The sequence below is a fragment of the Shewanella sp. UCD-KL12 genome (assembly GCF_001957125.1).
Taxonomy (GTDB): Bacteria; Pseudomonadota; Gammaproteobacteria; order Enterobacterales; family Shewanellaceae; genus Shewanella.
Genome location: NZ_MPHJ01000001.1, coordinates 1188934 through 1212890, shown reverse-complemented (window position 1 = coordinate 1212890; position 23957 = coordinate 1188934). Strand labels below are relative to the sequence as shown.

Genomic DNA, 23957 nt, shown 5'->3' with positions numbered 1-23957 from the left:
TTAAGCAAAGACCTTACAGCGCTTTGTCAGATAATAAGGAACATTCAGTGAAGAGACTGACTAAATTACGAATAGCAATAAGCGCGACGGTTGCTCTACTGGCGCTTACAGCCTGTACACCAACAGTAAAGATTGAGCCACCAGATAAACCGATCGTTATCAATCTCAACGTAAAGATTGAACATGAGATAAAAATCAAAGTCGACAAAGAACTAGACGAACTACTCAGCAACGACGAACTGTTTTAATCTCGGCTTTGACATTGAAGGAATATAAAATGAAAACTAAGTTATTAGTACTAGTTACTGGATTACTATTAAGCCTAAATGCATTTGCAATTTCACTGCAAGATGCCAAAACACAAGGGCTCGTTGGCGAGCAGACCAATGGCTATCTTGGCATAGTGAAGTCCAGCTCAGATGCTAATGCTTTGGCTAAACAGGTCAATAGTAAGCGTAAAGCGCATTATCAAAAAATTGCTAAGAAAAATGGCATATCAGTCAATGAAGTTGCCAAACTAGCTGCTGAAAAGGCCATGAAGGCAACCAAGAAGGGTCAATATATCCAGAGCAAAAATGGCAAGTGGATAAAGAAGTAACCCAGCAATATCGCTTTTCTGTAGTCGCTCAAACACGATCATAAGCCCTTCTTTAAGGGCTTTTGTTTTTCTGTCGCGGCTATTTTTGTGCACAAGCGCAAGGTTACAGCCCACCACACGTGAGAGAACTCACAGCTTTAACAAATAGTGAATTACCCTCCTCTACTTAAGCGATAACAAGAGTAGTATTCCTCTGTCTAATTCACTTTCTCCAACGATTAGACTCATAGTAATAAAACCAAACATACTCGCCATTTTTTGTTCAAACTAAGGTTATTTATGATCGCTATAGAGTTCTTTGTTGTCCTTGCTTTTATCTATCTTGGCGCTCGAATTGGCGGTATCGGTATTGGCCTAGCTGGCGGTGCTGGCGTTTTGGTGTTAACCCTGTTTATGGGTGTCGACAGCGGCCACATTCCTGTCGATGTTATATTAATTATTATGTCTGTCATTGCAGCCATTGCTGCAATGCAGGTCGCAGGAGGCTTAGATTGGTTAGTCGAACTCTCAGAGCGATTCCTGCGCAGACACCCTAAAAGAATCACGTTTTATGCCCCTATAGTCACCTACTTTATGACCTTACTCGCTGGGACGGGTCATACTGCATTCTCAACACTTCCTGTCATCGCGGAAGTGGCAAAAGAGCAAGGCATACGCCCATCAAGGCCCTTAAGTATCTCAGTGGTCGCCTCACAAATTGCCATCACTGCATCGCCTATCTCAGCGGCAGTAGTGTTTTTCTCTGGTATTTTAGAGCCACTCGGTGTGGGGTATCTCACTCTCTTGGCCATCTGTATCCCAACAACCTTTATCGCCTGTATGGTAGGCGCGTTCGTGGCTAACTTCTTAGGCTGTGAGCTAAAAGATGATGCCATCTATCAGCAGCGACTAGCCAAAGGCTTGGTCAAATTAAAGGGTCAAACACACAGAGAGATATTACCCAGTGCAAAACTGGCAACAGGGATTTTTGTTACCGCCATTATAGGGGTGATTGTCTACGCAACCTTGATCTCTGATGCGGTCAATATCATAGAAAACCCAACCTTGGGCCGCAACGATGCCATCATGGTATTTATGTTATCAGCCGCAACAGCTATCGTGACCTTCACTAAAATTGATGCATCACAAATAGCTAATGCCGCCACATTTAAATCAGGCATGAGCGCCTGTATCTGTGTACTCGGTGTCGCTTGGCTTGGTGATACGTTCGTATCAAGCCACATTGAAGCGATAAAAACATTCTCAGCAGATATCCTCAATCAGTACCCTTGGATGCTCGCTGTCACCCTATTCTTTGCCTCTATGTTGCTCTACTCACAAGGCGCAACCACCACAGCCTTAATGCCAGCTGCACTCGCTATTGGCGTGGCTCCTATCACAGCAATAGCCTCATTTGCCGCGGTTAGCGCCCTGTTTGTACTGCCCACTTATCCGACACTGCTCGCCGCTGTGGAGATGGATGACACAGGCTCCACCCGTATTGGCAACTTAGTCTTTAATCACCCTTTCTTTATACCTGGTCTAGTGACTATTTCGACCTCGGTAGCTTTAGGATTCTTGATTGGTGGACTGGTATTATAAATTGGCGGACTAGTGTTATAAATTGATGGGCTAATGCTATAAATTGAGAATTAGCATTTTAGTGTCTAACCATGCATTACTCTTTATCCCAGGCCTAGTGACAATATCGACATCGGTAGCTTTGGGATTTGTCATTGGCGGAGCAGTACTCTGATTTACTCTCTAAACTAATGTAAGTAAGGCTTCGTATGAAGGCTCATTCATTTTTATATAACTTACTTATCTTTAGTCGTGCATTTGAAGCTCGCGCCTTCAATGTAACCTAACGCCTGTCCGGCGAGGCATGTGCACTCTTGTTTTGAGAGAGTTCTGCGAAACGCTATGGCTTTTGATCTCATCAAAAGCTTCAGTGACATTTAACCTAGTCACTCCGGCAATGCTTCTGGGCCGGAGTCTAGTGCTCTTCGCTATGTATTGTAGTAGTCAGCATTGATCAGCAGCCAATGCGCTAATATTTTTGCAAGACGCCGTAAAATCTTCTGACCTCCAGGGATGGAGGAAATGCCAAATTTTGTATGGAACGAAATTGGCCCTGATGGCTCTACTAAATATCTGACTGCCAAGGATTGGTGGAAATACCAAGAAATGTACGACTGAAAGGATTCAGGAGGTAGAATACCGCAGGGAGCAGTTACCGAGGGAACATTTCTGACCATGATTTAGAAGTTTGCACACCACAAAGCGCATAGGCAACTAGCGAGTGCATGGTATCGTTCGACTAACATCTGCCCCATAGTGAGATAAAGCTGACTTCAACGTTTCGCAGCCAATGCGCTTGTGTCTTTGCAAACCGCCGTGGATACCTCCATGTAGGCTCTGCTAAATCATCCTTGATTTAGAAGCTTGCACGCCACTCAGCTCACAGGCTGCTAGCGAGTTCATCGAAGCGTCAAACTCATTTATGCCCCATTCCTTGTTTCAAAAGATTGACTACTCATTTCATCAAAGCATCATTTGACATATTTTTCCTAATACCTGACTAACATGCATCATACTTGTAAATACCTAAAGGTTGAGGTATTTCCTTGATAGATTATTTTGGGGCGTATTTTCTAGGGTCGATATCTAGTCTTCTTAAATCAAATGGTCTTAATCTACTCTCTTCAAAAAGTTCGATCTGAGTCTTGAATAGATGCATCTTTTTATGGTGTTCTAAGACTAATGGGTTTTCTTTCAATACCATCGAATAACACACTGACATCACCATTGAACCAAATTCGATTAGTTGTTCATCAGTGAAGTCTTTCATATATCGATTCTTTCGATATTGATCTTCAATCCATTCTTGACCTTTTAATGGCTCTTTCACTTCTGGTTGATGTAATTTCTCAATATCGAGTGATTCATCAACATTATCATATACTTTGTGGTTGCATTTGTTAAAGTGAGAATAGTTTTTAATTAGCTCTCTCAAAGCTATATAAGCTTTCTTATTAACTTCATTCTGTGCAATGTTATCGTTAGCAATGTAATAAACAGGTATAACGATGCCACTTTGACTTGCGTCTCTTACTTTATGGGTATCTTGAATTAGAATGACGTGATTAAGATGCGAAAATCTTAACAACCCTTTATCATTCTTTGATCCCAAGCGTTTGCTTATATAGTTAACCAATACATCTGGTTCAAAGAAGTCTGCAAACTCGTTAATGATGATGAGCGTTCCAGACGTTTGAGGATCCATTTTGAGATGGTCAATGGTAGATACAACCTGCTTATTAGCTTTGCTCATAATGCTTTCTATTTGACGAAAAGCAACTGTTTCGAACTTCCGAATGTTCTGTTCACCATCAGGTAATAGATTAACAACTCGACGAAAATTGAGTTCACCGTAGATAGCAGGAAAGTCTGGGCGCTTCATGATCTCATGAAAGAAGTTTTCCATCTTCTGAGTTGGATCTTCTTTGAGAGTTTTCAGTTCAATGACAACAACATCCCTTATCGCATAGTCAGCGATTTCAGTACCATCGGGGAACTTCTCTTCGATATCGTCTAGGTCTGCAATAGGATCATATTGAGCCATAAATGACTTAAAATTGTCTTCGTTGGAAAAATTAACCTTTTCATCGATCATTCACGACCCCAAGTTATTGGTATGCTTTTGATATTGCATCTAGTTGCCCTTATTCTACATCTAACCATATCCTTTTAAAAAGCTATACGATACAAGACATCCTATTGATAGGCAGCGTCCGCCAAATTTGGCGAATCTAAACTAATTAGCGATTTCCTAATATAAGGTTTTCCGAAACGGATTTCTGTTCAGGTACGGCTTAGAGTGATCAATCTAAGCCATTATTGCCCCAATACGTGTTATCAAGAACAACGAGGCGACCCAGTTCCAGTCAACAGAGTCTTACTTTTTCTAATCGTTTTGCCCACTTTACTTGCCGCCCAAAAGACTGATTTTCTATACAGGTATAACTTATTTGCTCCAAATTCAGATAACTTTGGCGTCAAAGAATGCGCAAAATGAGCATTCTACGCATCGATAACTTTGTAACATTCAAGAAAGCCTATACATATCAATCTACTAAGGAGTATTGAAAAGTGTTGTATAGACCTCGTAAACAAAGACGCATTCTTTCTCCGGCAGTATTATGAGCATTGCTTGTCTATTTACGAGGAATATTCCATTTACAACAACAACTTAGCGATGGTATCTTTGGTATGTGAATTGAGTAGCCTGGAACGTTATCGTGCTGCTATTGAATAAGCTTTTAAATGGCTGGAGGTAACATTGATAGTTACAAAGTTTAAGTCTGAAAAATCAGACGATGAAGAATTAAAGTTAATATCAGCTCAAATGGACGTAATTCGCTCAGGAATAAGGTCTTTGAGCTATGCTCGCCAAATTGATGTGCTTAAAAATAGCAATAACTATTTTTGGATATCAACTTGTAACGCTCACTATGGTCATTTCGTTGAATCTTGGGCTAAGTGCTTTGGCAAGCAAAGTGAAGATACTCACTGGAAACATTTAGATGTAAAAAAAGAAAGTTTCCGTAAAGAGATGTTTAAAGACCTAAATACTCATAGTGGTGAGTTTGTTGTGTATCTGAAAGACGTTCTCGCTTTGAGAAACCAGTTCTTTTCGCATACCGATTTATCACAGGACTCTATTTCTCTAAACTTTCCCAAACTCGATTTAGCATTGGCTGCTTTTGTTTTTCTATACAAAGTGTTGCAAAGGCGCTTATCGGATGCGGAGAGTTTATTGGTAGATCAAGGTCCTCGTAGTCTTGAAAGATGGATCTCCAACTTAAAAGAAGAAGCAGAACAAGTAATAAGCACAGCGTATAGTGCCAGCAAAGATATAAGAGAGCACCAGTAAAGCCATTTAACAAAACATTTACGAGTGATTCGCAACGCTTGGCATTTTTAGTTCAAGGTAGGGTTTTGTGTTTACAGTGTATTGGTTTAGGTTAGGTGGTAGCATTGCTCACACCTTAATGCGGCGTTATGTTTATTGTCTAGCTGTGGAGCATTAAACAACTAGAAAAAGTGGTTTCATAGTTTGGAGGTTAAAATGTCAGAAGGTGGAGATAATTTCGAAAATGAACATGGGATCTTCACTGGAGGAATTGGTGAAATAATTGGTGCTGTAATAGTAGTCTTGATTATTATTGGAATAGCTGGAATTTGGGGCTTAGCCGTAGCTATCGCATTTTCTATTTTATTTGCCATTTACAAGGCGTTCACCGAGAAAAAACAACCGAAGACTGATTTTGAGTTAGCGTTGGAAGAAGAGGTTAATAGAGATAACGAAAAATATAGAAAAAACACCAAAGCCAGTGATAGAGATTTATGGCGCTAAATATAAACATAACAAGACTTTAAAGGAGAAATCGAGTGAACGAAATCGATCTAGCGCAAGCACTTAAAGAAATGTATTTTGAATCAAAAAAAGGTGAGACGGCTACAATGGTTCATTTATTTGGTATAAAGTACGCGAAAGAAATTTCAGAGTGTTCATCTTCACCGAAAAATATAGCAAAACTTGCAGGAATTCCTGAAACATACGGAACGGAAATTAACAAAGGTCGTAACCTTTCTCGTTTTGTTAAGGTAAAATAAACATCCCTGAGTGTATTTAGGCTGATAGGGAGGTAGGCCAAGGTTCGATTCCTTGGGCGTTTGTTGGCTCCATGGCCCTTATTTTTGTGCTTTTACATTACGTAAGTATCCAACCGGTTTCGTCAACCACGGCAGACAAACATGAGGAGGAGTCTATGGTAGAAACATTCAAAGCTCGTGCTCGCATTCTTTTTAGTTCTATGTTCGAAACAACTAGGGCTACTGGAGTCGGCTACGCTGCTGGTCACCTATCGACCTAAGTGCATTCGGCCTGTAACAAAAAATTCCAGATGAAGCCAACGGTGCACCTTAATTTGGCGTTAGCACTCTAATGGAAGGTTTTAATATTAGATGAATATAACAGATATGTTTACACATGGTTTGGCTTTCATTATTGGAGCTTTGTCGCTGTATTTTACTGCTTATACAAAGACACAAGGTACGAATAAAGCATTAAGAGAGGATATTCACTCCCTAGAAAGTGCAAAGCAAAAAATCATAACTAAACATGCAACAGAACTCGAAAGTGTTAAGAAAGAGCTCTTATTAGATATAGAGAAACGGAAGTACCAATATGAAGATAAAAGTGAAATTAGGGTCAGATTAAATGAGTTACTTTTTCTAATCAATGTCAGTATGTCCAGACCTAATGCTTTAACAAGCTTTTGTCCAAAAACATGTCAGGCTCTACATTGAACTTGCTGGCAGAGAATCTGCTGTGGGACGTGCAAGCTTCTAAATCAGGATGATTTAGTAGAGCCATCAGGGATGATTTTACGGCGACTTGCAAAGGGACATAGCAGATGAGCTGCATTTTATTGAAGTTAGACTGTTTGCTTTTGGCTGTATGAGCTAGCCAAAACGGCTTATGTTCAAAAACAACTTAGCTACCAATAAATCTAAATCGAAGAAATAAATCATCAGGTGTGAACGCGGCTATGACCTTCGGTTTCAAGGCCGAAAATGTTCCCTCGGTAACTGCTCCCTGCGTTGCTCTACCTCCTGAATCCTTTCAGTCGTACATTTGCCGGCATTCCCTACTCTGACCCATAGGGATATGGGGAATGTCTTTATAGCGTCAGGAACGCTTAAGACCATGTAGGTCAGATGATGTCGCAGAGCCCACAGGGATTGTGCTTGCGGCGTGTCGCAAAGACTCATGGCACATGCTCTGCAACTCCAATATTGATTAAGATAAAATAAAATTATCGTTGACTTTTGAACGCCCCAAATTAACTTTATTGGCTAGCAATTAAGTCATCAATCGCTTTTGATATCAGGTCTTTTTTCATGCCAGTGCGTGCAACCTTCTGGTTAAACCAGAAACTCATCGGCTGGTCGAAGCCTATACCGTGCATATAGTTGTAGAGCGCCTTGCGAAGTCCTTCGCCAAGCATCTCATGATCGGTACCGGTTGGGTCGGTGAAGTCCACATCGTTTTCAGCAAATAGTATCTCAGGACGCTCAGCTAAGGTGATACCGAACTGTTCAGGACTGATGCCAATAGGGCTGTGTACTGTGGCCACAAAGCGATGCCAGTAGGCAGACTGGAAACAGCCATGTTTCATTAACTGGCGCACCATTTCTAGTGAATCAACAGTTTCTTGCTCTGTTTGTGTTGGGAAGCCATACATCAGATAGGCGTGAACCAATATACCGGCATCACTGAACGCTTTCGTTACTTGGGCGACGCGCTCAACACTCACGCCTTTTTTCATGAGTTTCAACAAACGATCTGATGCGACCTCTAAACCGCCGCTCACGGCGATACACCCAGAGTCGGCCAGCAACTGGCAACGGGCTTGGCTAAAAGTTCTTTCAAAACGAATATTGCCCCACCAGCTTATTATCACATTGCGTTCAATGAGCCGCTTTGCAAGCTGAAACAATAGCTTTGGTGGTAGGGCTTCATCGACGAAGTGAAAACCAGTCTCTCCAGTTTCCTCGATGAGCGCCTCGATTCTGTCTACTAGCGCATCGGCTCCTGCAGCATCAAAACGGTCGATATAATCTAAACTGACATCGCAAAAACTGCATTTACGCCAGTAACAGCCATGGGCGATGGTCAGTTTATTCCAACGTCCATCACTCCAAATACGGTGCATAGGATTGAGCATTTCACATAAAGACAGGTACTCATCTAATGGCAGCCCATCGTATACTGGTGCACCAACTTCAGTTTGTGGAATATCCTGTAGCTCATTGTTTTCATTGAAGTGTACGTAAGGCTCGCCACTATCACTATTGTTACCAGAACTATTGCCACTGTCATTGCCATCGCTGTCTTGGACGAGAAAATAGGTACGCACTAAGTCGTCTATCCCACGCTTTCCTTCGAAGTATTCCAGAAGCGTGATTAGAGGACGCTCACCATCATCGAGACAGATAAAATCAACAAACTCAAACACTCTTGGGTCTTTGAGCGCACGCAGCTCAGTATTAATAAAACCACCACCCATAATGATAGGAATATCGGGGTTAATGGCTTTACAAGTTTGTGCAATACGTAGAGCACCTAGCATATTGCCGGGAAAAGGCACGGTTAACGCGACGACACTAGGCTGAGTTTCTTCTAGATACAACTCAACCAATTGCTCTAAAATTTCTGAGCTAAAGCTAGGCTCATCCATCAAGGTATCGTAGAGGTTATCGAAACTTGGGTTAGCCGCCGCTAATTGCTCGCCGTAACGACTCACTTCAAAGTAGGGGTCCACGCCCTGAGTAATAACAGTAGAGAGGTCATTAATAAACAGGGTCGCGAGGTATTTGGCTTTATCTTGTACCCCGAGATTACCAAAAGCGGCTTGCAACACATCGCCTGATACCGCTTCCATTTGTGCAATCGCATCAAACGCCGGGCCTTCGGGTAAAAAGCGGCGAGAATTAATTCGCATTGCTAGGCTGGGATCTTTTCCCTGCAAGAAGCGAATCGCACTTTCAACTGTCAGTTGGTAACGGTCAAACTCAGTCAAAAAGGTAAAAATTGCAGCGGGTAATTCACTGTCTTCAAGGTGCTCGAAGTTTTGCTCCACATGCTGACGAATAATCTCCAGTGCGGGCGCCGTCATCATCTCAAGGAAAAGCTCAATAGCAGGATCTCGCTGAACCGCCTCATAACCTTGTGAGCGTAAAAACCCCGTTAAGTATGCTGTTGCCGGATAAGGCGTATTCAGCTGTGTCATAGGGGGGGTCATTAGAAGAACGGTCATAGCCTGCCTTTAGGTAGTAAAACGTCAGTACACTGCACAAAAAATCAAGTCTGTACAAAAGATCAAGGTTGCGAAACAGTCAATATTAAAACCGTTTGCACCATGAACAGTATGGCAGCCAAAGCGCCAACCAAAAATAAACGGGGATTCTAGCAAATGCGCTATCCCCCTTCTACTTTAAAGTGCCTTATTGACCGCGGCTTGTGCATGAATCGCTGTTGTATCGTATAGCTTCACTGATGTATCAGCTTGCCCTACAAGCAGTGCTATCTCTGTACAACCTAAGATAACGGCTGTCGCACCACGCTCGAAGAGTGAGTCAATAATGGCCAAGAAAACCCGTTTTGACTGCTCATTAATCACCCCTAAACAGAGTTCATCGTATATAACACGATGCACAAGCTCACGCTGCTCAGCCTCTGGTATGAGGGTTTGAATGGCAAAATGTTCGCTAAGCCTTTGCTTATAAAAATCTTGCTCCATGGTAAATCGAGTGCCAAGTAAGCCAACCGTTTTTATGCCATCTGCAACTAACTGCTCGCCAGTTGCATCAGCAATATGCAGCAGTGGGATCTTAACCGCTTGCTGCACTTTGTCGGCAACCTTGTGCATAGTATTAGTGCAGATAATAAAGAGATCCGCCCCGCCAGCTTCTACAGAGCGCGCTGCGTCAGATAGTATGGTTGCAGTTTGCTCCCAATCGCCATTATGTTGTAGGCGCTCTATTTCAGCAAAGTCGACACTGTTGAGTACTATTTTTGCTGAGTGCAAGCCGCCAAGCTCACGCTTAACCCCTTGGTTAATTGCTTGGTAGTAACTCACCGTTGACTCCCAACTCATTCCACCAATCATGCCAATTGTTTTCACTCAATATCCTCATATTGTTGACTAAGCAAATGAATAGCATACATCTATTTATCTCGCTGACAATCGGTTAGGCACTGGCTATCCATTATTAAGCCCAGCGTTAACTTGGTCACTCTTTACTAAGCGCTTTGCTGGGCCTCTTGTTAAGTCTTTTGCTTGGCCCTTTCTAAGCTCAGTTGCTAAACCTCAGCAGCCACACCATGCCACTGATAATGATTATTAGCCTTCTTACTCACTATGCCTTTATCAAACAACTGGGCAAAGATTTCATCGACCTCATCATTATTCATACTCAAGTACTGGCTTACCGCTCGCTTACTGCAGTTAACTTGATTGGCACTTAATGCGTTAATAACTCGCTCATAGGGAGTCATGGCAGGCTCTGAAGGGCCTTCTGCGTCCTCCAATTCATCAAGTTTGGAAAAATGACTTAACCGCTCTGTGTCCTGTTGAGCTAAAGGTGTATATCCCTCTATCGTCACTGGGTTCATATTACGAAACTGATGACGAAAACGATTTTCTTCGCCGATCAAACCGACAAAAAATGCCGCAAAGAAGTCTAATAATACAGAGAGAAACACCACTAAGCCCAGCTGCGCTGTAACAACGGTGATATTCAATGATGTCGCTAGGCTCTCAATCAGGCCAACCACAGAGCCTTGGCTCACGACTGGAATGCTATCTCTTTGCGCCGCTAAGTGCTGCTGCTCTTCCCGCAGTTTATTATTCTCTTTTTGAATGCGAGTCACACCTGTAGCGATACGTTCCATCTGGATATACTTCTCGGCGGCCACATTATTCAAGCTTATCTGCTTTTCAATCGCCTCTATCTGCATATTGAAGGTATTAACCTTACTTTGCTGCACGTTTACATGCTCTTGCGCCTTGTTCGTCGCACTATTAATCCCGCCAATGGAGCCACCAATTGAAATTGCTGCTAGCACCACATAAAAACCTAATGCTGAAAACATGCCCATATAGTTGCGCCTAGCGTGACGCTCACCGACCTCATACCAAGCAAAAAATTTACCGAGCTCAAAAATAACAGCTAGACCACCAAACAGGCACTGCATGATGGGATCATCATCTATCGATAAGAAAAGCAGTAATGAGAAGATAATTGAAGCAAAAATAGATGCACCGGTGAAGCTATATACGCTCCACATGGCAAACTTCCCTTTAGGGAAACGAACTGGCAGGGTTTGATTGTAAAACATTTCTGGTTTCTATCTCTATGAGCGAGTGCTCGCCTTGATGATATCTGGATTAGTTAATGCCACTGGTATAACTGTATACAGATTAAATGGGAGCGCGATCATACATTAAAATAGTGCTTACACCTTATAAAACACTGATTAAATTATCTTAATGCCGAATTACCAACCACTAATTAAGCCAGTGCTCAATGTCTAGCCACACATGTATATTGAGTGCTATTGCCTTGTAAATGATTCGTTGGCATCAGCTAAAAGCTGTATCTAGAAGAAAAAGAGAGGGAGGTAAAAATAGCGCAGACTAGCTTGAAAAAACACTGCCCTATTTAACTAGGGCAGTATGTCTACTTTGGTAAGGCCACTTAAGTATGACGACTCAAGCAGGATGCAATGAAAAATTAGTCCCTTTGCAGCGCAACAATCGGGTCAAGCTTTGCCGCTTTTTTAGCTGGATACAAACCAAAGCCTACACCTATGGTCATACACACACCTAAAGCGAGAATAATGGCAAAAGGTGACCAGGCAACAGGCCAACCTGCAGCACTTGAGATCACTACCGCTAGCAGCAAGCCAACACCAATACCAATAAGTCCACCTGTTGCAGAAATGGCGATACTTTCAATCAAAAACTGGCGAGCAATATCTTTGCGTCTCGCACCTAAGGCTCTTAACAAACCAATCTCACCGGTGCGCTCCATAATAGTCGCCAGCATGATATTCATAATACCAATCCCGCCCACCAACAAGGAGATCCCTGCCACACAGGCCATCACAATATTAAAGATCTGCTGGGTCTTCTGATGCTGAGCTAAAAGATCTGCAGGAACAACGATATCGTAATCTTGCTCACCACCATGGCGACGATTAATCAAATGCCTCAAACTTTTAGCCGCAAGTGATGGCTCTACACCTTCAGAGATTGAGACTTTAAACGCGTCAAGTTCATCCTCTAAGCTTTTAAAGTTCATCTTCTTAAGCGCGGTAGCTAAAGGAATAAACACTTGGTTTCGTTCACCGCCAAGTTTAACGCCCTGAATTTTTGACTTGCCACTCTGCGCATCGGTTAACACGCCAACAACGGTAAACCATTGATGGTTTATCTTGATCACACTGCCAATGGCTTTGCCTTGAGGAAAAAGACTTCTAGCCGCTTCAGGGCCTAACACAGCGACTTGCTGATAGTGAGCTTCATCATTTTGAGTAAAGCCCTTGCCCTCGCTTAACTTAAGTGCACTGAGATCAAAGTAGCTAGGCGTTACCCCTTTCACTTGCGCATCACTTCGCCCTTCTAAACTAAAGAGACTAAAGGTTTTCACCTGCTTTTCAGCGCTCCATTGCTCCACAAAGGGTAAGGTATCGTTAGCGCTCTGAACATCTCTTAAGCTCAAGCCAATACTGTGTTCACGAATAGATTTAAGCGCCTCTCCATCAGCCGGCCTCGCATTCACAACTAAGTTTCTTACCCCCATCGACTCTATCATTTTCAGGGCTTCACGCTCTGCCCCTTCGCCAACACTTAACATGGCGATGACAGCGCCCACACCAAAAATCATTCCGAGTAAAGTCAGCGCGGTACGCAGCTTATGATGCCTCATCTCATCAAACGCTTGCTTTACTCCCTCAATATAAACTCTACTCTCCTTAATCAAGTTCATATCCGGCTCCTTTTAGGCGGTGTCGTTAAGGCTATAATATCGCCTTGGGTTAAACCTTGGGTTATCTCTGTGCGGTTGAGGCTACGATTTCCTGGAGTGACCTCCTGTTTAGCAAAACCTGCGCGTGTCTTAAGGTAAACCCAATAACTGCCCTCTTTTTGAAACAGGGCTTGGTTAGGAATCGTCAATACATCTTGCAGGTCGAGCAGGTGTACTTGTGCACGTACCTGTCTGCCAGGCTGCATGATGTCCACTAAGGTTTTATCTAAACTAATGGTAAATTGAAAATAGTTAACTGGGCTGTCTTTCTCTTTGGGTTTAGCTAATGCATCGACCTGCGTGACTGTGCCACTGAATGCTTTGTCAGGATATGCATCTAGATACACAGTCGCAGTCTTTCCTATAGCAAGGCCTGCCGCTTCTGATTCCTGCACAAATAACTTTGCCTGCATCACTGAAGTATCCGGCAGTAAACCTATCGAAAAGCCTGACCACATCATGTCTCCTACAACAGGAAAAGTACCATCCCAGCTAGCCTGATAAACAAACAAGCCATCATGGGGCGCAATGATCTCCATCTGATTAAGATTATTCTCATAGCGATTTATCTTGGCTGAGTGGCCTTTTTGCTTCAGCTTAATGAGCTCTTGCTCTGCATCAGCTTGCTCGCCATGCTGATCTAAGCCCCAATCAAAATAATGCATCTTGGCAACGAGATAGTCCTGATTACGCATCTGATCGATAATCTCTATCTTGGTATATACCCGCTCATCCTCACTGAAAAAACGCTCAGCAAGATCTCGCTCCTGACTGGTCACTTGAGTGCCAGCTGAAAGCGTTTGACTGATGGTTCTATCTTTCTCTGTTTGCATCGAGCTATCAAAGCCCAGCTTATCAAAGTCAAACTGCTCCATCTTGAGGCGGTAATTCTCACGGGTAGGATCCATTCTAGCGACGACATCCCCCGCTTTTACCTCTGAGAAGTTTTCCAAGATCCACGCAAGCGATTGTGGCCCACGCAAGCCTGTTGGCACCGTCACGGCGGTTGACTGACTCGCCTCAAGCTCACCGACTGCCGGTATATCGACAGCAAAGCTGGCGCGAGTCACATCCATGGTCAGTACGCCATCATTCGATTGCTGACTACAAGCACTTAGCAATAGCAAGCAAGCGATGAACAGCGGATGTTTTATTATCATACTCATGGCAGTAGTACCTCTTGGCCAGCATCTAAGCCTGAACGTATCGATACTAGCTCCTTGCCAATGGCCCCAATTGTCACGTCTTGCTTACTGTCTCTAAATAAGCCTGGCGTGATCACATAAGCCTGCCCTGCTTCATAATGAACAGCATCAAGTGAGAGCAATAACTCCTCCTTGTCATTAGCAAGATCAATCGCTATTTTTGCGGTCATTCCAGGCCGCATAAGCTCTGTATCAGCCTCATCGATACTTGCTACCGCATCAAAAACCACAAGAGGTACATCTTGGTTTTTATGACGAAAAACAGCACCTAACTCAATAATCTCTCCTCTGAATACTTTATCAGGGTTGGCATCGAGTCTAATCTTGAGACGTTGTCCTAACTTAACCCGGCTCGCTTCAACCTCAGGAATCACCATATTAACCTGCATATGCGTCAGATCAGGGATACTGAGCACGGCATCCCCCATATACACTGACTGACCCTCTTTAATTTTATTGCCTTGCGAGTCATTGCCGTACACGACCATGCCGCCCCTTGGTGCAATCAAGGTTAACGAGTCTATGCCACGTTTTAACGCGGCAACTTCAGAGGCAAACTTTTGTTTGTCGCCTAGCAACATAGCTTGTCTTTGTTTTGCACTTTGATTTTCAAGTTCAAATTTTTGCTCAGTAAGTTGTAACCTGTCTTTCGCAATCTCAGCATCTTTTTCATACTTAATTTTATCGATGGCAGCGACAGTTTCATCGGAGAGCTTAAATTTTCGCTCCGCTTTCTCAAAGTTCATTTTAGCTTCAGCTAGCTCTAGCCTCAGCTCCTCTAACTGCTTGGCGTTACGCAGTTTAGAGGTCTCAATATCCTGCATCGTTGCCTCAAGTTTTGCGGACTTAATTGACAGGCGTTGAGACAGTTCTGAAGTGTCTAATTGGGCAACCATATCGCCCTTTTGAACTTTTGAACCTTCTGGGGCTAATTGCTTAACTTGATACTGCCAGACACGGCGAATAGAGGGCGGCATCATAGAGATGGTGTCAGCCGATACTAGTTCCCCCGTTGCTTCTATGCTCTGATCTAACACACCTTTTTGGGCAAGGGTAACGGCAGCGCCATTGCAAGCGGTTAATGAAGCTGCTGAAATTAACGCTGTGAGCGCAAAAATGCCAGTGCGCAGTGGCGTATTTAAATAGACTGAATTCATGACCTTCCCTCTGCACTCACAAGTACGCTCATACCGGGTACGATTTTGATGTTATCAGAGGCGCTAAAGCTGACTTCAACTTTAAACCAATTGCTCTGCCCCCAAGCAGTTTGCTTTTGAGCTTGGCGACCAATGCCTTTAATTTCGCCGTTAAATGGCTTTGATGACTGAGAATCTAATCTGAGTTCCACTGGCGAGCCTACATGAATTTTGTCGACATCCACTTCATTGACCCAAGCAATCACTTCTAGCTCCTCCATCGCAGGAACCGTTGCCACCTGTCTGCCTATTTGAACTGTGTCCCCTACGGCAAACTTTTTACTGTTCCAAGGATCGCTACCATAGAGTACCGGGCCCTTAATTTCAGCTTTTAACTCAAGCTGCTCTAGGCCATTCAGTGCCTGTTGTAGCTCAAGTTGAGCCCGCTTTCTATCGATCGCCAGCTGGGAATTACTGGCAACTTGTTTATCTAAGACCTCTTTCAGCGACTGCTCTGCTTTCACGAGTTCACTTTGGGCCTGCATAAGCTTAAATTGATTTTCAGCGTAATCTTTTGCAGCAATAAAATCTGCTGGTACAGATGCATCTAATTGGCTTTTATCAACCTCTGTTCGCTTCTGCTTAAGGTCGAACTTTGCCTGTAATACACTTGAGTTAAGATCAATGAATTGGCTTTGCTCTTGCGCTGTAACCCTGAGTAAGCTTGCCTCTAACTGCTCAATTTGATTAGCAATTTGGCTCTTATCGAAAATAACAACGGTTTGTCCAACTTCAGCAATAGCCCCTTCAGGTAACATCCATTGGATCTGATATCGCCAGGCATCGCCAGCCTTAGGCACCATAAAAGATTGAGATTTGACTGATGAGATCTGTCCTGTTAATAACAGTTTTTGACTAACTTGAGTGTTAGTTGCAAGCTGCTCGCTGCTCCTTGTTTGTGCTGATTCTTCAGCAGAGACATAGGGGATAGAAGTAAAATTCAGCAGTGCAAAACTCACTACTGACAGAAAAGCGATACGTTTAAGCTGCATATACACCACGCTCCTCTATCTCAACAATTTCGCCATCGCGCATACGGATCACTCGCTGTGCATAGGCTGCAACCTCCTCTTCATGGGTCACCAAAATAATGGTTTGCCCAGCAAGGTGCAGTTCAGTAAACAGCTCCATGATCTCTACCGATGTCTTGCTATCGAGTGCGCCTGTTGGCTCATCAGCAAGCAAGATGGCGGGCTTGTTTACTAAAGAGCGTGCAATTGCCACCCTTTGTCTTTGCCCGCCGGAAAGTTGATTAGGTCTATGATCTTGCCGAGTTCCAAGGCCAACTCTGGTGAGCAGGGTATCGGCATAGCGCGTATCATCGCTTGGCGGGGTGGCAAATCTTAGTGGTAACATCACATTTTGCAGCGCACTGAGCCTAGGGAGCAGATGAAAGCTCTGAAAAACAAAACCTATCTCTTTATTTCGAACGGCTGATAGCGCGTCATCATCTAAACTCGCAACTTCCTGTCCATTCAACTGATAACTGCCATCACTTGGCTTGTCCAAACAGCCGATGATATTCATTAAGGTTGATTTTCCTGAGCCCGATGGCCCCATGATAGCCACAAACTCATTGTGCTTAATGGTAAAATCTACCCCACGCAGGGCAAGCACAGAGGTATCACCCATCTGATACTCTTTGGTTAATCCGCTGACTTTTATCATATTACTCTTTTTCCCACACACATATTCCATCCTTAGAATGATGACATCTCTATATTGTTATTCTCTTTAGTAAGCAGACAGCTGATAAAGTTCAGCCTGCTTCACCGACACTTACAGTGCCAGACACGTGAGCGTACAGGCAATTGAATTTAATTAACTTTGCAAAGGTATCAGATATGAAACATTACGGATATTGAATTGAGGTGAGATTAACTTGATGTAGGCACAATTTATTGCACTAATTCTTCGTACTTCTTCTAATTTTGATTACAAATAGACTCCCAAGAGGCTAAAAACTGAAATGCTCAAAAATAGCACCCACTGAAAAAGATGCTTAAACGGGGACTTAATGTCGGAGAAGAAGGCGATATAGATCTGCCAAACCGCAAAAATAGCAAAATTTAACGCAATAAAGAGCACTAAGCTGATGCCCTGCATATAGGACACCCACTCAAAACCGCATACTGTCAGAACGAGTGTTGAGAGCACTAAAAATGCAGAGATATAATGAAAAACACAGTGAATGACCGCTTTTGCAACAGGGTCGAAGGAAGCTGAAAGCATCGGCTTTAGATAATGTTTTATGCCATAACTAAAATGACCGACGCAGGTAACAAGGCCCAATAATGCAGCTAAGATAAAGTAGTAATTCATGAATGGCCTTTAGGTGTATGTATCTTTCGTTTATTCAATAAACTAGACAGGCAAAAGCACGATTTTCTTTCAATTAAGTCGCGAACTTTACGCATACACCCACAGGAAAACCACTGAATGTATTCGCTACATGGTTGCCATTATCCAATAATCTAAACGCTTTTGAGGTTCAGCAAGTAGTGTTTTACAACGATCTTTATACTTGCCCATCAACTGGCCTAGATTATTATTCTTAGGTAATGAGGCTCTTTGTTGTTCTTCTACCTTAGCGAAGCGCGCTTCAACAAGATCTTTTGTCTGGTATTTCTGTGCTAATGAAAGTGCTTGAACCGATGAAATTTTCAGTTTCTCGCCAACAGGCTTCATCTGTGGTGCGTTCATTCCCGCAATCGTTTCAGAGCTAATCTGATAATAAGATGCACACTCTAGCACCTCATCGATAAATTGTGTCTCAGCTTCACTCGGCGCTGCACTTACATTAAATTGAACCAATACCAGTGCACTCGACAGGACGATTAATGAACGACGGACTAACTTTTGATAGGGTAAATGCACACAAGTAAACATGTTCAACATGATGATTCCTTTCTTAGTAATCAGTAAATAGAAGCGTTTGTAAAAATCTAATTAGACTATATTGACCCCAAGAAGCTTAATCAAGCACAACTTAATTAGCCATGACTTAACTGGCGAGTTTCCCCTCACATTTAAAGCCACAGCATCGTCGCCATTAATACTGCTGCAGTCTAAACTCAAGGTTTTGTTTAACTGCTGACCACTCGCTATCAATAATTGAATACACCACAGTATCTCTTACTGTGCCATCGCCGAGCAGTTTATGATTTCTTAATACGCCATCTTGTTTAGCGCCAAGCCGAGTGATCGCTTCTCGCGAAGCTTGATTATGCCAGTGCGTTCTAAACTCCACAGCCATAACATCTAACGTCTCAAAAGCGTAGCTCAAGAGTAAAAGCTTTGTTTCTGTATTGACTGCCGTTCTCTGGGCACGCTTGGCATACCAGGTGTACCCAATTTCTAAACGGCGATTACTTTGATCCCATGAGCAGATTCGGGTGCAACCGATCACTTCGCCAGAATGCTTGTCTCTCACTGCAAAGGCTAGCGCTTCCCCTAACTGTTCAGCCTCTAGTGCAGTTTCAATATACTGTTTCATGTCATCAGGGTGTGGCGCAGAGGTATACCAGAGTTGCCAAAGCTCGCCATCGGAAACGGCAACTGACAGCGCTGGAATATGCGCTAAGGTTAAGGGTTCAAGCACGATATATTGCCCGGTAAAACACTCTTCGCTTGAGACTCTGCTCACTTTAACTCTCCTTAATTTATCATTGCCCGTAAAGCGACTAGCTATGTCGCTAAATATTCGCGACAGCCAATACTCGCAGTCATCAATAAAAGTCTCTGCAACAGAAAAACTTACTTGATTTCTCGCTGATAAAGCAACACCTCGCTGTTATCTTCATCCCACACCATGGTCGAATCAAATGACATCCCAACTTTCTCTAATACAGAGATAGAAGCGTCATTACCAGGACTCACAACGCCGAGTAGCTTAGTAAAACCCAGTGACTTGCAATGCTCAACAACGGCTTTAGCAGACTCCACAGCATAGCCCTTTCCCCAAAATCGAGGTAAAAAAGCATAGCCCAGATCAGGATAATCTAACATAGGTCGTTTAACCATACCTGAAAGCCCTATCGCTTCACCTGTATCTTTCAGTTCAACAACATACAAGCCAAAGCCATTTTGTTGGTAACTCAAAATAGGCCCATCAATTAGATAGGTTTCAGCCTGCATCAAGTCCCGTACGCCTCTATCACCGATGTTTTCGAGAAAGCCTGGTGTGTTTAATAAACTCAAAATAAACTCAACATCTTTTAAGCTTGCCCACCGTAAATTGAGTCTAGAAGTTTCTAAAACAATCAATTTGTTACCTATCCCTTTAAAGCCATTTATATCGACTATACTTGTTTCAGTCACGCAGAGGAAGCCAGATACTATGTCAAGGAATCGCAGCCAAGTCAGCCAATACTACGTCATTGCAGCCGTTGTCGCCGCCGAGTTAAACCATACGCTAACTTATTGTAAACAAATCAACCTAACTGCGAGTAATGCCCAAGCTGCATCCTCTAGAGTCGGTAATGCCGCGCTTGGATTTAAAGCGCTCACCGGCTTTATTGATGATCTCGCTTGCTACACCATGAAAGCAGCGACTGACATCAACTCTCTGGCTCATACGGCCAGTAAAATGGCCACCGACACAGCAAGAGCTGCAACGGCTTTAAAGCATTTTGAGAAAGCAAGATTAAGTGCTGTTGATGCAAAATATTCACAGAGTATCGCACCAGCCGTCGAGCAAACAGTTGCCCGTTACAATGAGATCCAAAATTCATTTCAGGTTTTAATTAACCAGATGGAGCAGCAACTGCATGAGCTAAAAAGAAACCTGAGAACCGCAAATATTCTCGCCTCTATCTGCAGAATTGAAGCTTGTAGAGTCGATGTGGCTAACCAAGCGACTTTTAATGACGTAGCGAATAGAGTCGATAACGTCGCTAACCTTATCAGGCAGCGTGTCGATAATGCCATTGCTCTTTTTGATACATCCTCTGCGAAAGAGGCCGCATAAGTCATTTTGTTCAACACTGAATGAACCTAAAAACAAGCACTAATCACACTCATCTATCAGACAGGGAACCTCACAGATGAAGAGTCAGCTAATTGTTGAAACCCCCACTCACCAATGGATCTATTTCGGTAGGGATCCTGAAAAGCCTGAAAAAATTATCGATACCAATCAATATATGCTGGTTACTGAGCATAGAGCATTACTAATGGATCCTGGCGGCATTGAGTTATTTGCGCCCATGCTGGCAAACATTGTTAAGCACATCCCCCTTGAGAAGCTCACTCACCTTTTTGCATCACATCAAGACCCAGATATTATCTCCTCTCTTGGATTATGGGATCAGACCTTACCTAATGCCAAACTCTATTCTCCGTGGTTGTGGGAGGGGTTTATCAGACATTTTGGTATGAATAATATCTGCTTTGAGGCTATCCCTGATGAGGGAAGCCGCTTAGTACTCGATCAAGTAGAAGTGCAATTTATTCCGGCTCACTACCTTCATGCTTCAGGTAATTTCCATGTTTATGATCCAGCAGCAAGGATATTAATGTCAGGTGATGTGGGAGCTGCACTAGAAGATAATAATGCCGATATTTTTGTCGATGATTTTGAAGCTCATACTAAAAAGATGGCCTTCTTTCATCAAAGATGGATGCCGTCTAATCATGCTAAAAATGATTGGGTGAGTAGAGTTCGTAAACTCGATATCGAATACCTTTGCCCTCAACATGGCAGAATATTCAGAGGTGAGCAGGTGGGGCAATTTTTAGATTGGTTTGAAAAACTTGATGTTGGAAATGCAATCTAATTCCAATCGGTAAAACCTAATCGCTAATATGAAAATACGAATAGCTAATTATAGAAAATCAGCCCAACCCTATATGGGTTGGGCTAACACTTATTTGGCTTGTTCACAGGTAACGAACAAAGTCACAGCCCGCTCGACTTGACTTAATCGGCGCCTTCACCGCTGGCGTGCCTAGATAGAGAAAACCGACAATTTGATCAGAATCTGCTAACTGTAACTCTTGATGCACTAGCCTATCGAAAGCCAACTCCCCCGTACGCCAGATACCACCGAGGCCTAAAGCGAAAGCCGCCTGCTGCATCGCCATGGTAGAGCAACCTGCAGCAATCAATTGTTCCAGTTCTGGCACTTTACTGTGAGCCTTAGTTTTTGCCACCACGACAATTACCATAGGCGCTCTAAGTGGCATGCCGCTCACTTTAGTTTGTTTAACTTCATCTGCACCAGAAGCTACTGCAGCCTTGAGAAAAACATTACCCAACCGATTGAGCCCTTCACCTTGGGCAATAATAAACTCCCAAGGAGTAAGGCCCGCATGGTCGGGGACTCTTACACCCGCATCTAAGATCGTTTTAAGCTGTGATTCATTAGGCGCAGGATCAAGCAATCGTGGGCAAGATTGTCGTGTGAGCAATAATTCTGTGGCGTCCAAGTCATTCTCCTTTGGGTAGCAAGATGATCAGAATAACAAAGACATAGTTAAAAATCCCTCTCATTTACCCCAAACGACTCACTTAGTGACTCGCTGTTCGGCTGTTAAGGTAACGTTCAATCAGATAATCTAGGCTAGTAAACCTCCCACCACCAAGCACAATCAAAGCCAACAGCATAATGGCGTAGGTTATAGCAAACTCTATACCGTTATTTAAAATAACAAAATTACCAGAGCTGGTTAGCCATTCATAATTTCCATGTTCCTGTAATATTGATTTAGCTGCGCTAAGCTTCTCGCCTGCCGCTAAAACCTGTTCATTAGCAAGCCAAGAACCTCCGTCAGCAATAGCCAACCAGCCATTATTCCAGTGCACAGCAAACGCGGCGACTAACATGGTCACTAATAAAGGAATGGCAATTAGACGAGTAGCTAAACCGAGTATCAACAAAAAGCCGCCAACAAATTCAGTCCCTGCGGCTAAGGTCACCATTAGTTCAGGCATAGGAAGCCCAAGCCCCCAATCAGGGTTAGCAAACCAAGCGACAGTGTCATCGAAATGGGACAGCTTGTTATATCCAGCCTGCATTAACACAGGGGCTAAGTATAAACGTAAGGCTAGAGGGGCAACTCCTGACAAGTACTGCACAGCATCTAAGAATTTTTGATAGGCATTAACAAATAGCATGACGACTCCTTTATATCACTTATGACAGAATAGACCATAGGAGGGGTAATTATCTTTCAACCGAATATAAAGATACTTTTTAAACGAAAATATCACTCAATATTGAGCGTTCGAATGATAGCTATAAGCTAGCTAACGATGAGAGAGAAAAACTGGCTGAAACAATCTAAGTACTTAGCGCGCGTCTGTGGGGAATGTTGTAACTCACACTTATCTTTTGCTTTATTATCGGTTTCTGCTGCCATCAACAGTGCCCAACACGCAGCAAATACCCAATAGATATTGATAGCAGCTGGCAAGGCAGATTTAGCATCTGGCGTTAATTTAGGGTGATTATCTAAGTAGCCATCAATGATATTAGACCGCTGACTTGTCGACAGTGCATGGCTAGATAAGACACCTGCAAGATCAAAGAGTGGATGTGAGCCACAGGCATATTCAAAATCAATACACGTAAGCTTACCTTGACTAAAAAGCAAATTATGCGGATTAAGATCTCTATGGCTGTATTGCTCAGCTAATGCGCAGGACTCTAGCTCCATCAACCAGTGAGAGATCGTCTCCTGAATTGATAGTAATCGTGAGTAACCTCTTTGCCATTCATTCGCTACACTCTGCTCTGCGTTAGCGGTATTGATTCGAGTGAGCGCGTTACTGTAGATACGCCATTGCTCTGATACCGACAGTAGATTATCTGGGCATTTCAGTCTAGCTAGGTGATTGAGTAGTGATAGAAGTGCTGTATCGGCCTTATGCCAATGCTCCTGCTCATCAGGCAGAGGAAGTGCTGAGTGAGCGGTAATAAGTGCTCCCCAATCTCTCGCTTCATCTTGCTCAATATATTCACTTAAATAGTATTTATTATCTGTACTCACATATTGCAGTTCAGGTGCAAGCCCCTGCTCTGCTGCAATCTTCCAATTAGTTACTTCTGAATCTCGGTTGCAGATGTGGCTACTGGCGACTGAATTTATCCGTAGCACCCATTTACGTTCACGACTTTTTAACAGGTAATTTTGATTACTAAGCCCATGGGAGAGCTTTTCAACGCAAAGTAAATTAGACAAGGGGACGCCGGCCAGTTCAAGCTCAGCCTTAATCACCTCTGGTAGGTTGGACACTACCGATTGAAAAGGAATCGATTGAACTGGCGTTGATGGAACTTGAGCCGAGTCTATTTGCTTCACCCTCTCCCCTTA

The 23957-nt window shown here is 43.2% G+C and carries 25 protein-coding genes; 9 read left to right on the top strand and 16 right to left on the bottom strand.

The window, feature by feature from the left end; all coding sequences use genetic code 11:
• Window positions 1–47 precede the first annotated feature (47 nt).
• From BM736_RS05135 to BM736_RS05125, 3 genes are all read left to right on the top strand, one after another.
• Window positions 48–248 (top strand): YnbE family lipoprotein, encoded by a 201-nt coding sequence (locus BM736_RS05135; RefSeq protein ID WP_076409378.1) that lies wholly within the window; start codon window positions 48–50, stop codon window positions 246–248.
• A gap of 29 nt (window positions 249–277) precedes the next feature.
• Window positions 278–598, top strand: a complete 321-nt coding sequence (locus tag BM736_RS05130; protein ID WP_076409375.1) for a YdbL family protein — start codon at window positions 278–280, stop codon at window positions 596–598.
• Between the two features lie 279 nt (window positions 599–877).
• The gene (locus BM736_RS05125; protein ID WP_076409373.1) at window positions 878–2179 is read left to right on the top strand and encodes an anaerobic C4-dicarboxylate transporter; all 1302 of its coding nucleotides are present in this window, start codon (window positions 878–880) and stop codon (window positions 2177–2179) included.
• Between the two features lie 1033 nt (window positions 2180–3212).
• Here BM736_RS05125 and BM736_RS05120 read toward each other — a convergent pair.
• Window positions 3213–4253: a hypothetical protein gene (locus tag BM736_RS05120; RefSeq protein ID WP_076409370.1), complete on the bottom strand. Its 1041-nt coding sequence runs from the start codon at window positions 4251–4253 to the stop codon at window positions 3213–3215.
• A 666-nt stretch (window positions 4254–4919) separates the two neighbouring features.
• Here BM736_RS05120 and BM736_RS05115 point away from each other — a divergent pair.
• From BM736_RS05115 to BM736_RS05100, 4 genes are all read left to right on the top strand, one after another.
• On the top strand, window positions 4920–5513 hold the full coding sequence (locus BM736_RS05115) for a hypothetical protein (RefSeq protein ID WP_076409368.1): 594 nt from the start codon (window positions 4920–4922) through the stop codon (window positions 5511–5513).
• Window positions 5514–5708: 195 nt separating this feature from the next.
• Window positions 5709–5996 (top strand): hypothetical protein, encoded by a 288-nt coding sequence (locus BM736_RS05110; protein WP_076409365.1) that lies wholly within the window; start codon window positions 5709–5711, stop codon window positions 5994–5996.
• Between the two features lie 35 nt (window positions 5997–6031).
• Complete coding sequence (locus BM736_RS05105) at window positions 6032–6256, top strand: hypothetical protein (RefSeq protein ID WP_143562320.1); 225 nt, start codon at window positions 6032–6034, stop codon at window positions 6254–6256.
• A gap of 351 nt (window positions 6257–6607) precedes the next feature.
• Window positions 6608–6952: a hypothetical protein gene (locus tag BM736_RS05100; RefSeq protein WP_076409363.1), complete on the top strand. Its 345-nt coding sequence runs from the start codon at window positions 6608–6610 to the stop codon at window positions 6950–6952.
• Between the two features lie 542 nt (window positions 6953–7494).
• Here the strand turns inward: BM736_RS05100 and BM736_RS05095 are convergent.
• The 12 genes from BM736_RS05095 to BM736_RS05040 all read right to left on the bottom strand — a co-directional run bounded on the left by BM736_RS05095 (window position 7495) and on the right by BM736_RS05040 (window position 19961).
• Window positions 7495–9465: a radical SAM protein gene (locus tag BM736_RS05095; protein ID WP_076409361.1), complete on the bottom strand. Its 1971-nt coding sequence runs from the start codon at window positions 9463–9465 to the stop codon at window positions 7495–7497.
• A 177-nt stretch (window positions 9466–9642) separates the two neighbouring features.
• On the bottom strand, window positions 9643–10332 hold the full coding sequence (locus BM736_RS05090) for an aspartate/glutamate racemase family protein (protein WP_076409358.1): 690 nt from the start codon (window positions 10330–10332) through the stop codon (window positions 9643–9645).
• Between the two features lie 179 nt (window positions 10333–10511).
• Window positions 10512–11549 carry a Preprotein translocase subunit SecY gene (locus BM736_RS05085; RefSeq protein WP_076409355.1) on the bottom strand — a complete coding sequence of 346 codons (1038 nt, stop codon included), beginning with the start codon at window positions 11547–11549 and terminating at the stop codon, window positions 10512–10514.
• A gap of 395 nt (window positions 11550–11944) precedes the next feature.
• On the bottom strand, window positions 11945–13201 hold the full coding sequence (locus tag BM736_RS05080; RefSeq protein ID WP_076409352.1) for an ABC transporter permease: 1257 nt from the start codon (window positions 13199–13201) through the stop codon (window positions 11945–11947).
• Window positions 13198–14406 (bottom strand): efflux RND transporter periplasmic adaptor subunit, encoded by a 1209-nt coding sequence (locus tag BM736_RS05075; protein ID WP_076409350.1) that lies wholly within the window; start codon window positions 14404–14406, stop codon window positions 13198–13200. The genes BM736_RS05080 and BM736_RS05075 overlap by 4 nt, the downstream gene beginning before the upstream one ends.
• Window positions 14403–15602: an efflux RND transporter periplasmic adaptor subunit gene (locus BM736_RS05070; protein WP_076409348.1), complete on the bottom strand. Its 1200-nt coding sequence runs from the start codon at window positions 15600–15602 to the stop codon at window positions 14403–14405. The genes BM736_RS05075 and BM736_RS05070 overlap by 4 nt, the downstream gene beginning before the upstream one ends.
• Window positions 15599–16633, bottom strand: a complete 1035-nt coding sequence (locus tag BM736_RS05065; RefSeq protein ID WP_076409346.1) for an HlyD family secretion protein — start codon at window positions 16631–16633, stop codon at window positions 15599–15601. Before BM736_RS05065 ends, BM736_RS05070 begins: the two co-directional genes overlap by 4 nt.
• On the bottom strand, window positions 16623–17309 hold the full coding sequence (locus BM736_RS05060) for an ABC transporter ATP-binding protein (protein WP_076409344.1): 687 nt from the start codon (window positions 17307–17309) through the stop codon (window positions 16623–16625). The genes BM736_RS05065 and BM736_RS05060 overlap by 11 nt, the downstream gene beginning before the upstream one ends.
• A gap of 267 nt (window positions 17310–17576) precedes the next feature.
• On the bottom strand, window positions 17577–17963 hold the full coding sequence (locus BM736_RS05055; RefSeq protein ID WP_076409341.1) for a hypothetical protein: 387 nt from the start codon (window positions 17961–17963) through the stop codon (window positions 17577–17579).
• Between the two features lie 126 nt (window positions 17964–18089).
• Window positions 18090–18530, bottom strand: a complete 441-nt coding sequence (locus BM736_RS05050; protein WP_076409946.1) for a hypothetical protein — start codon at window positions 18528–18530, stop codon at window positions 18090–18092.
• Window positions 18531–18693: 163 nt separating this feature from the next.
• On the bottom strand, window positions 18694–19287 hold the full coding sequence (locus tag BM736_RS05045; RefSeq protein WP_076409337.1) for a GNAT family N-acetyltransferase: 594 nt from the start codon (window positions 19285–19287) through the stop codon (window positions 18694–18696).
• A gap of 110 nt (window positions 19288–19397) precedes the next feature.
• The gene (locus tag BM736_RS05040) at window positions 19398–19961 is read right to left on the bottom strand and encodes a GNAT family N-acetyltransferase (protein ID WP_372828273.1); all 564 of its coding nucleotides are present in this window, start codon (window positions 19959–19961) and stop codon (window positions 19398–19400) included.
• Window positions 19962–19980: 19 nt separating this feature from the next.
• Between BM736_RS05040 and BM736_RS05035 the strand changes: the two genes are divergently transcribed.
• Window positions 19981–20610 carry a chemotaxis protein gene (locus BM736_RS05035; RefSeq protein WP_076409334.1) on the top strand — a complete coding sequence of 210 codons (630 nt, stop codon included), beginning with the start codon at window positions 19981–19983 and terminating at the stop codon, window positions 20608–20610.
• A gap of 76 nt (window positions 20611–20686) precedes the next feature.
• Window positions 20687–21418 (top strand): MBL fold metallo-hydrolase, encoded by a 732-nt coding sequence (locus BM736_RS05030; RefSeq protein ID WP_076409331.1) that lies wholly within the window; start codon window positions 20687–20689, stop codon window positions 21416–21418.
• Window positions 21419–21521: 103 nt separating this feature from the next.
• On the opposite strand, the gene BM736_RS05025 is transcribed toward BM736_RS05030, so the two are convergent.
• The 3 genes from BM736_RS05025 to BM736_RS05015 all read right to left on the bottom strand — a co-directional run bounded on the left by BM736_RS05025 (window position 21522) and on the right by BM736_RS05015 (window position 23945).
• Window positions 21522–22070, bottom strand: a complete 549-nt coding sequence (locus tag BM736_RS05025; RefSeq protein ID WP_076409329.1) for an NAD(P)H nitroreductase — start codon at window positions 22068–22070, stop codon at window positions 21522–21524.
• 82 nt (window positions 22071–22152) lie between these two features.
• Window positions 22153–22758: a DoxX family protein gene (locus BM736_RS05020; protein WP_076409326.1), complete on the bottom strand. Its 606-nt coding sequence runs from the start codon at window positions 22756–22758 to the stop codon at window positions 22153–22155.
• Between the two features lie 128 nt (window positions 22759–22886).
• On the bottom strand, window positions 22887–23945 hold the full coding sequence (locus BM736_RS05015; protein ID WP_256717721.1) for a phosphotransferase: 1059 nt from the start codon (window positions 23943–23945) through the stop codon (window positions 22887–22889).
• Window positions 23946–23957: the final 12 nt, after the last annotated feature.

Coding starts and splice junctions, on each gene's coding strand:
- BM736_RS05035 (WP_076409334.1), top strand. CDS start 19,981: ATGTCAAGGAATCGCAGCCAAGTCAGCCAATACTACGTCATTGCAGCC.
- BM736_RS05020 (WP_076409326.1), bottom strand. CDS start 22,758: ATGCTATTTGTTAATGCCTATCAAAAATTCTTAGATGCTGTGCAGTAC.
- BM736_RS05120 (WP_076409370.1), bottom strand. CDS start 4,253: ATGATCGATGAAAAGGTTAATTTTTCCAACGAAGACAATTTTAAGTCA.
- BM736_RS05085 (WP_076409355.1), bottom strand. CDS start 11,549: ATGTTTTACAATCAAACCCTGCCAGTTCGTTTCCCTAAAGGGAAGTTT.
- BM736_RS05030 (WP_076409331.1), top strand. CDS start 20,687: ATGAAGAGTCAGCTAATTGTTGAAACCCCCACTCACCAATGGATCTAT.
- BM736_RS05080 (WP_076409352.1), bottom strand. CDS start 13,201: ATGAACTTGATTAAGGAGAGTAGAGTTTATATTGAGGGAGTAAAGCAA.
- BM736_RS05125 (WP_076409373.1), top strand. CDS start 878: ATGATCGCTATAGAGTTCTTTGTTGTCCTTGCTTTTATCTATCTTGGC.
- BM736_RS05130 (WP_076409375.1), top strand. CDS start 278: ATGAAAACTAAGTTATTAGTACTAGTTACTGGATTACTATTAAGCCTA.
- BM736_RS05065 (WP_076409346.1), bottom strand. CDS start 16,633: ATGCAGCTTAAACGTATCGCTTTTCTGTCAGTAGTGAGTTTTGCACTG.
- BM736_RS05095 (WP_076409361.1), bottom strand. CDS start 9,465: ATGACCGTTCTTCTAATGACCCCCCCTATGACACAGCTGAATACGCCT.
- BM736_RS05100 (WP_076409363.1), top strand. CDS start 6,608: ATGAATATAACAGATATGTTTACACATGGTTTGGCTTTCATTATTGGA.
- BM736_RS05070 (WP_076409348.1), bottom strand. CDS start 15,602: ATGAATTCAGTCTATTTAAATACGCCACTGCGCACTGGCATTTTTGCG.
- BM736_RS05110 (WP_076409365.1), top strand. CDS start 5,709: ATGTCAGAAGGTGGAGATAATTTCGAAAATGAACATGGGATCTTCACT.
- BM736_RS05075 (WP_076409350.1), bottom strand. CDS start 14,406: ATGAGTATGATAATAAAACATCCGCTGTTCATCGCTTGCTTGCTATTG.
- BM736_RS05055 (WP_076409341.1), bottom strand. CDS start 17,963: ATGAATTACTACTTTATCTTAGCTGCATTATTGGGCCTTGTTACCTGC.
- BM736_RS05050 (WP_076409946.1), bottom strand. CDS start 18,530: ATGTTTACTTGTGTGCATTTACCCTATCAAAAGTTAGTCCGTCGTTCA.
- BM736_RS05060 (WP_076409344.1), bottom strand. CDS start 17,309: ATGATAAAAGTCAGCGGATTAACCAAAGAGTATCAGATGGGTGATACC.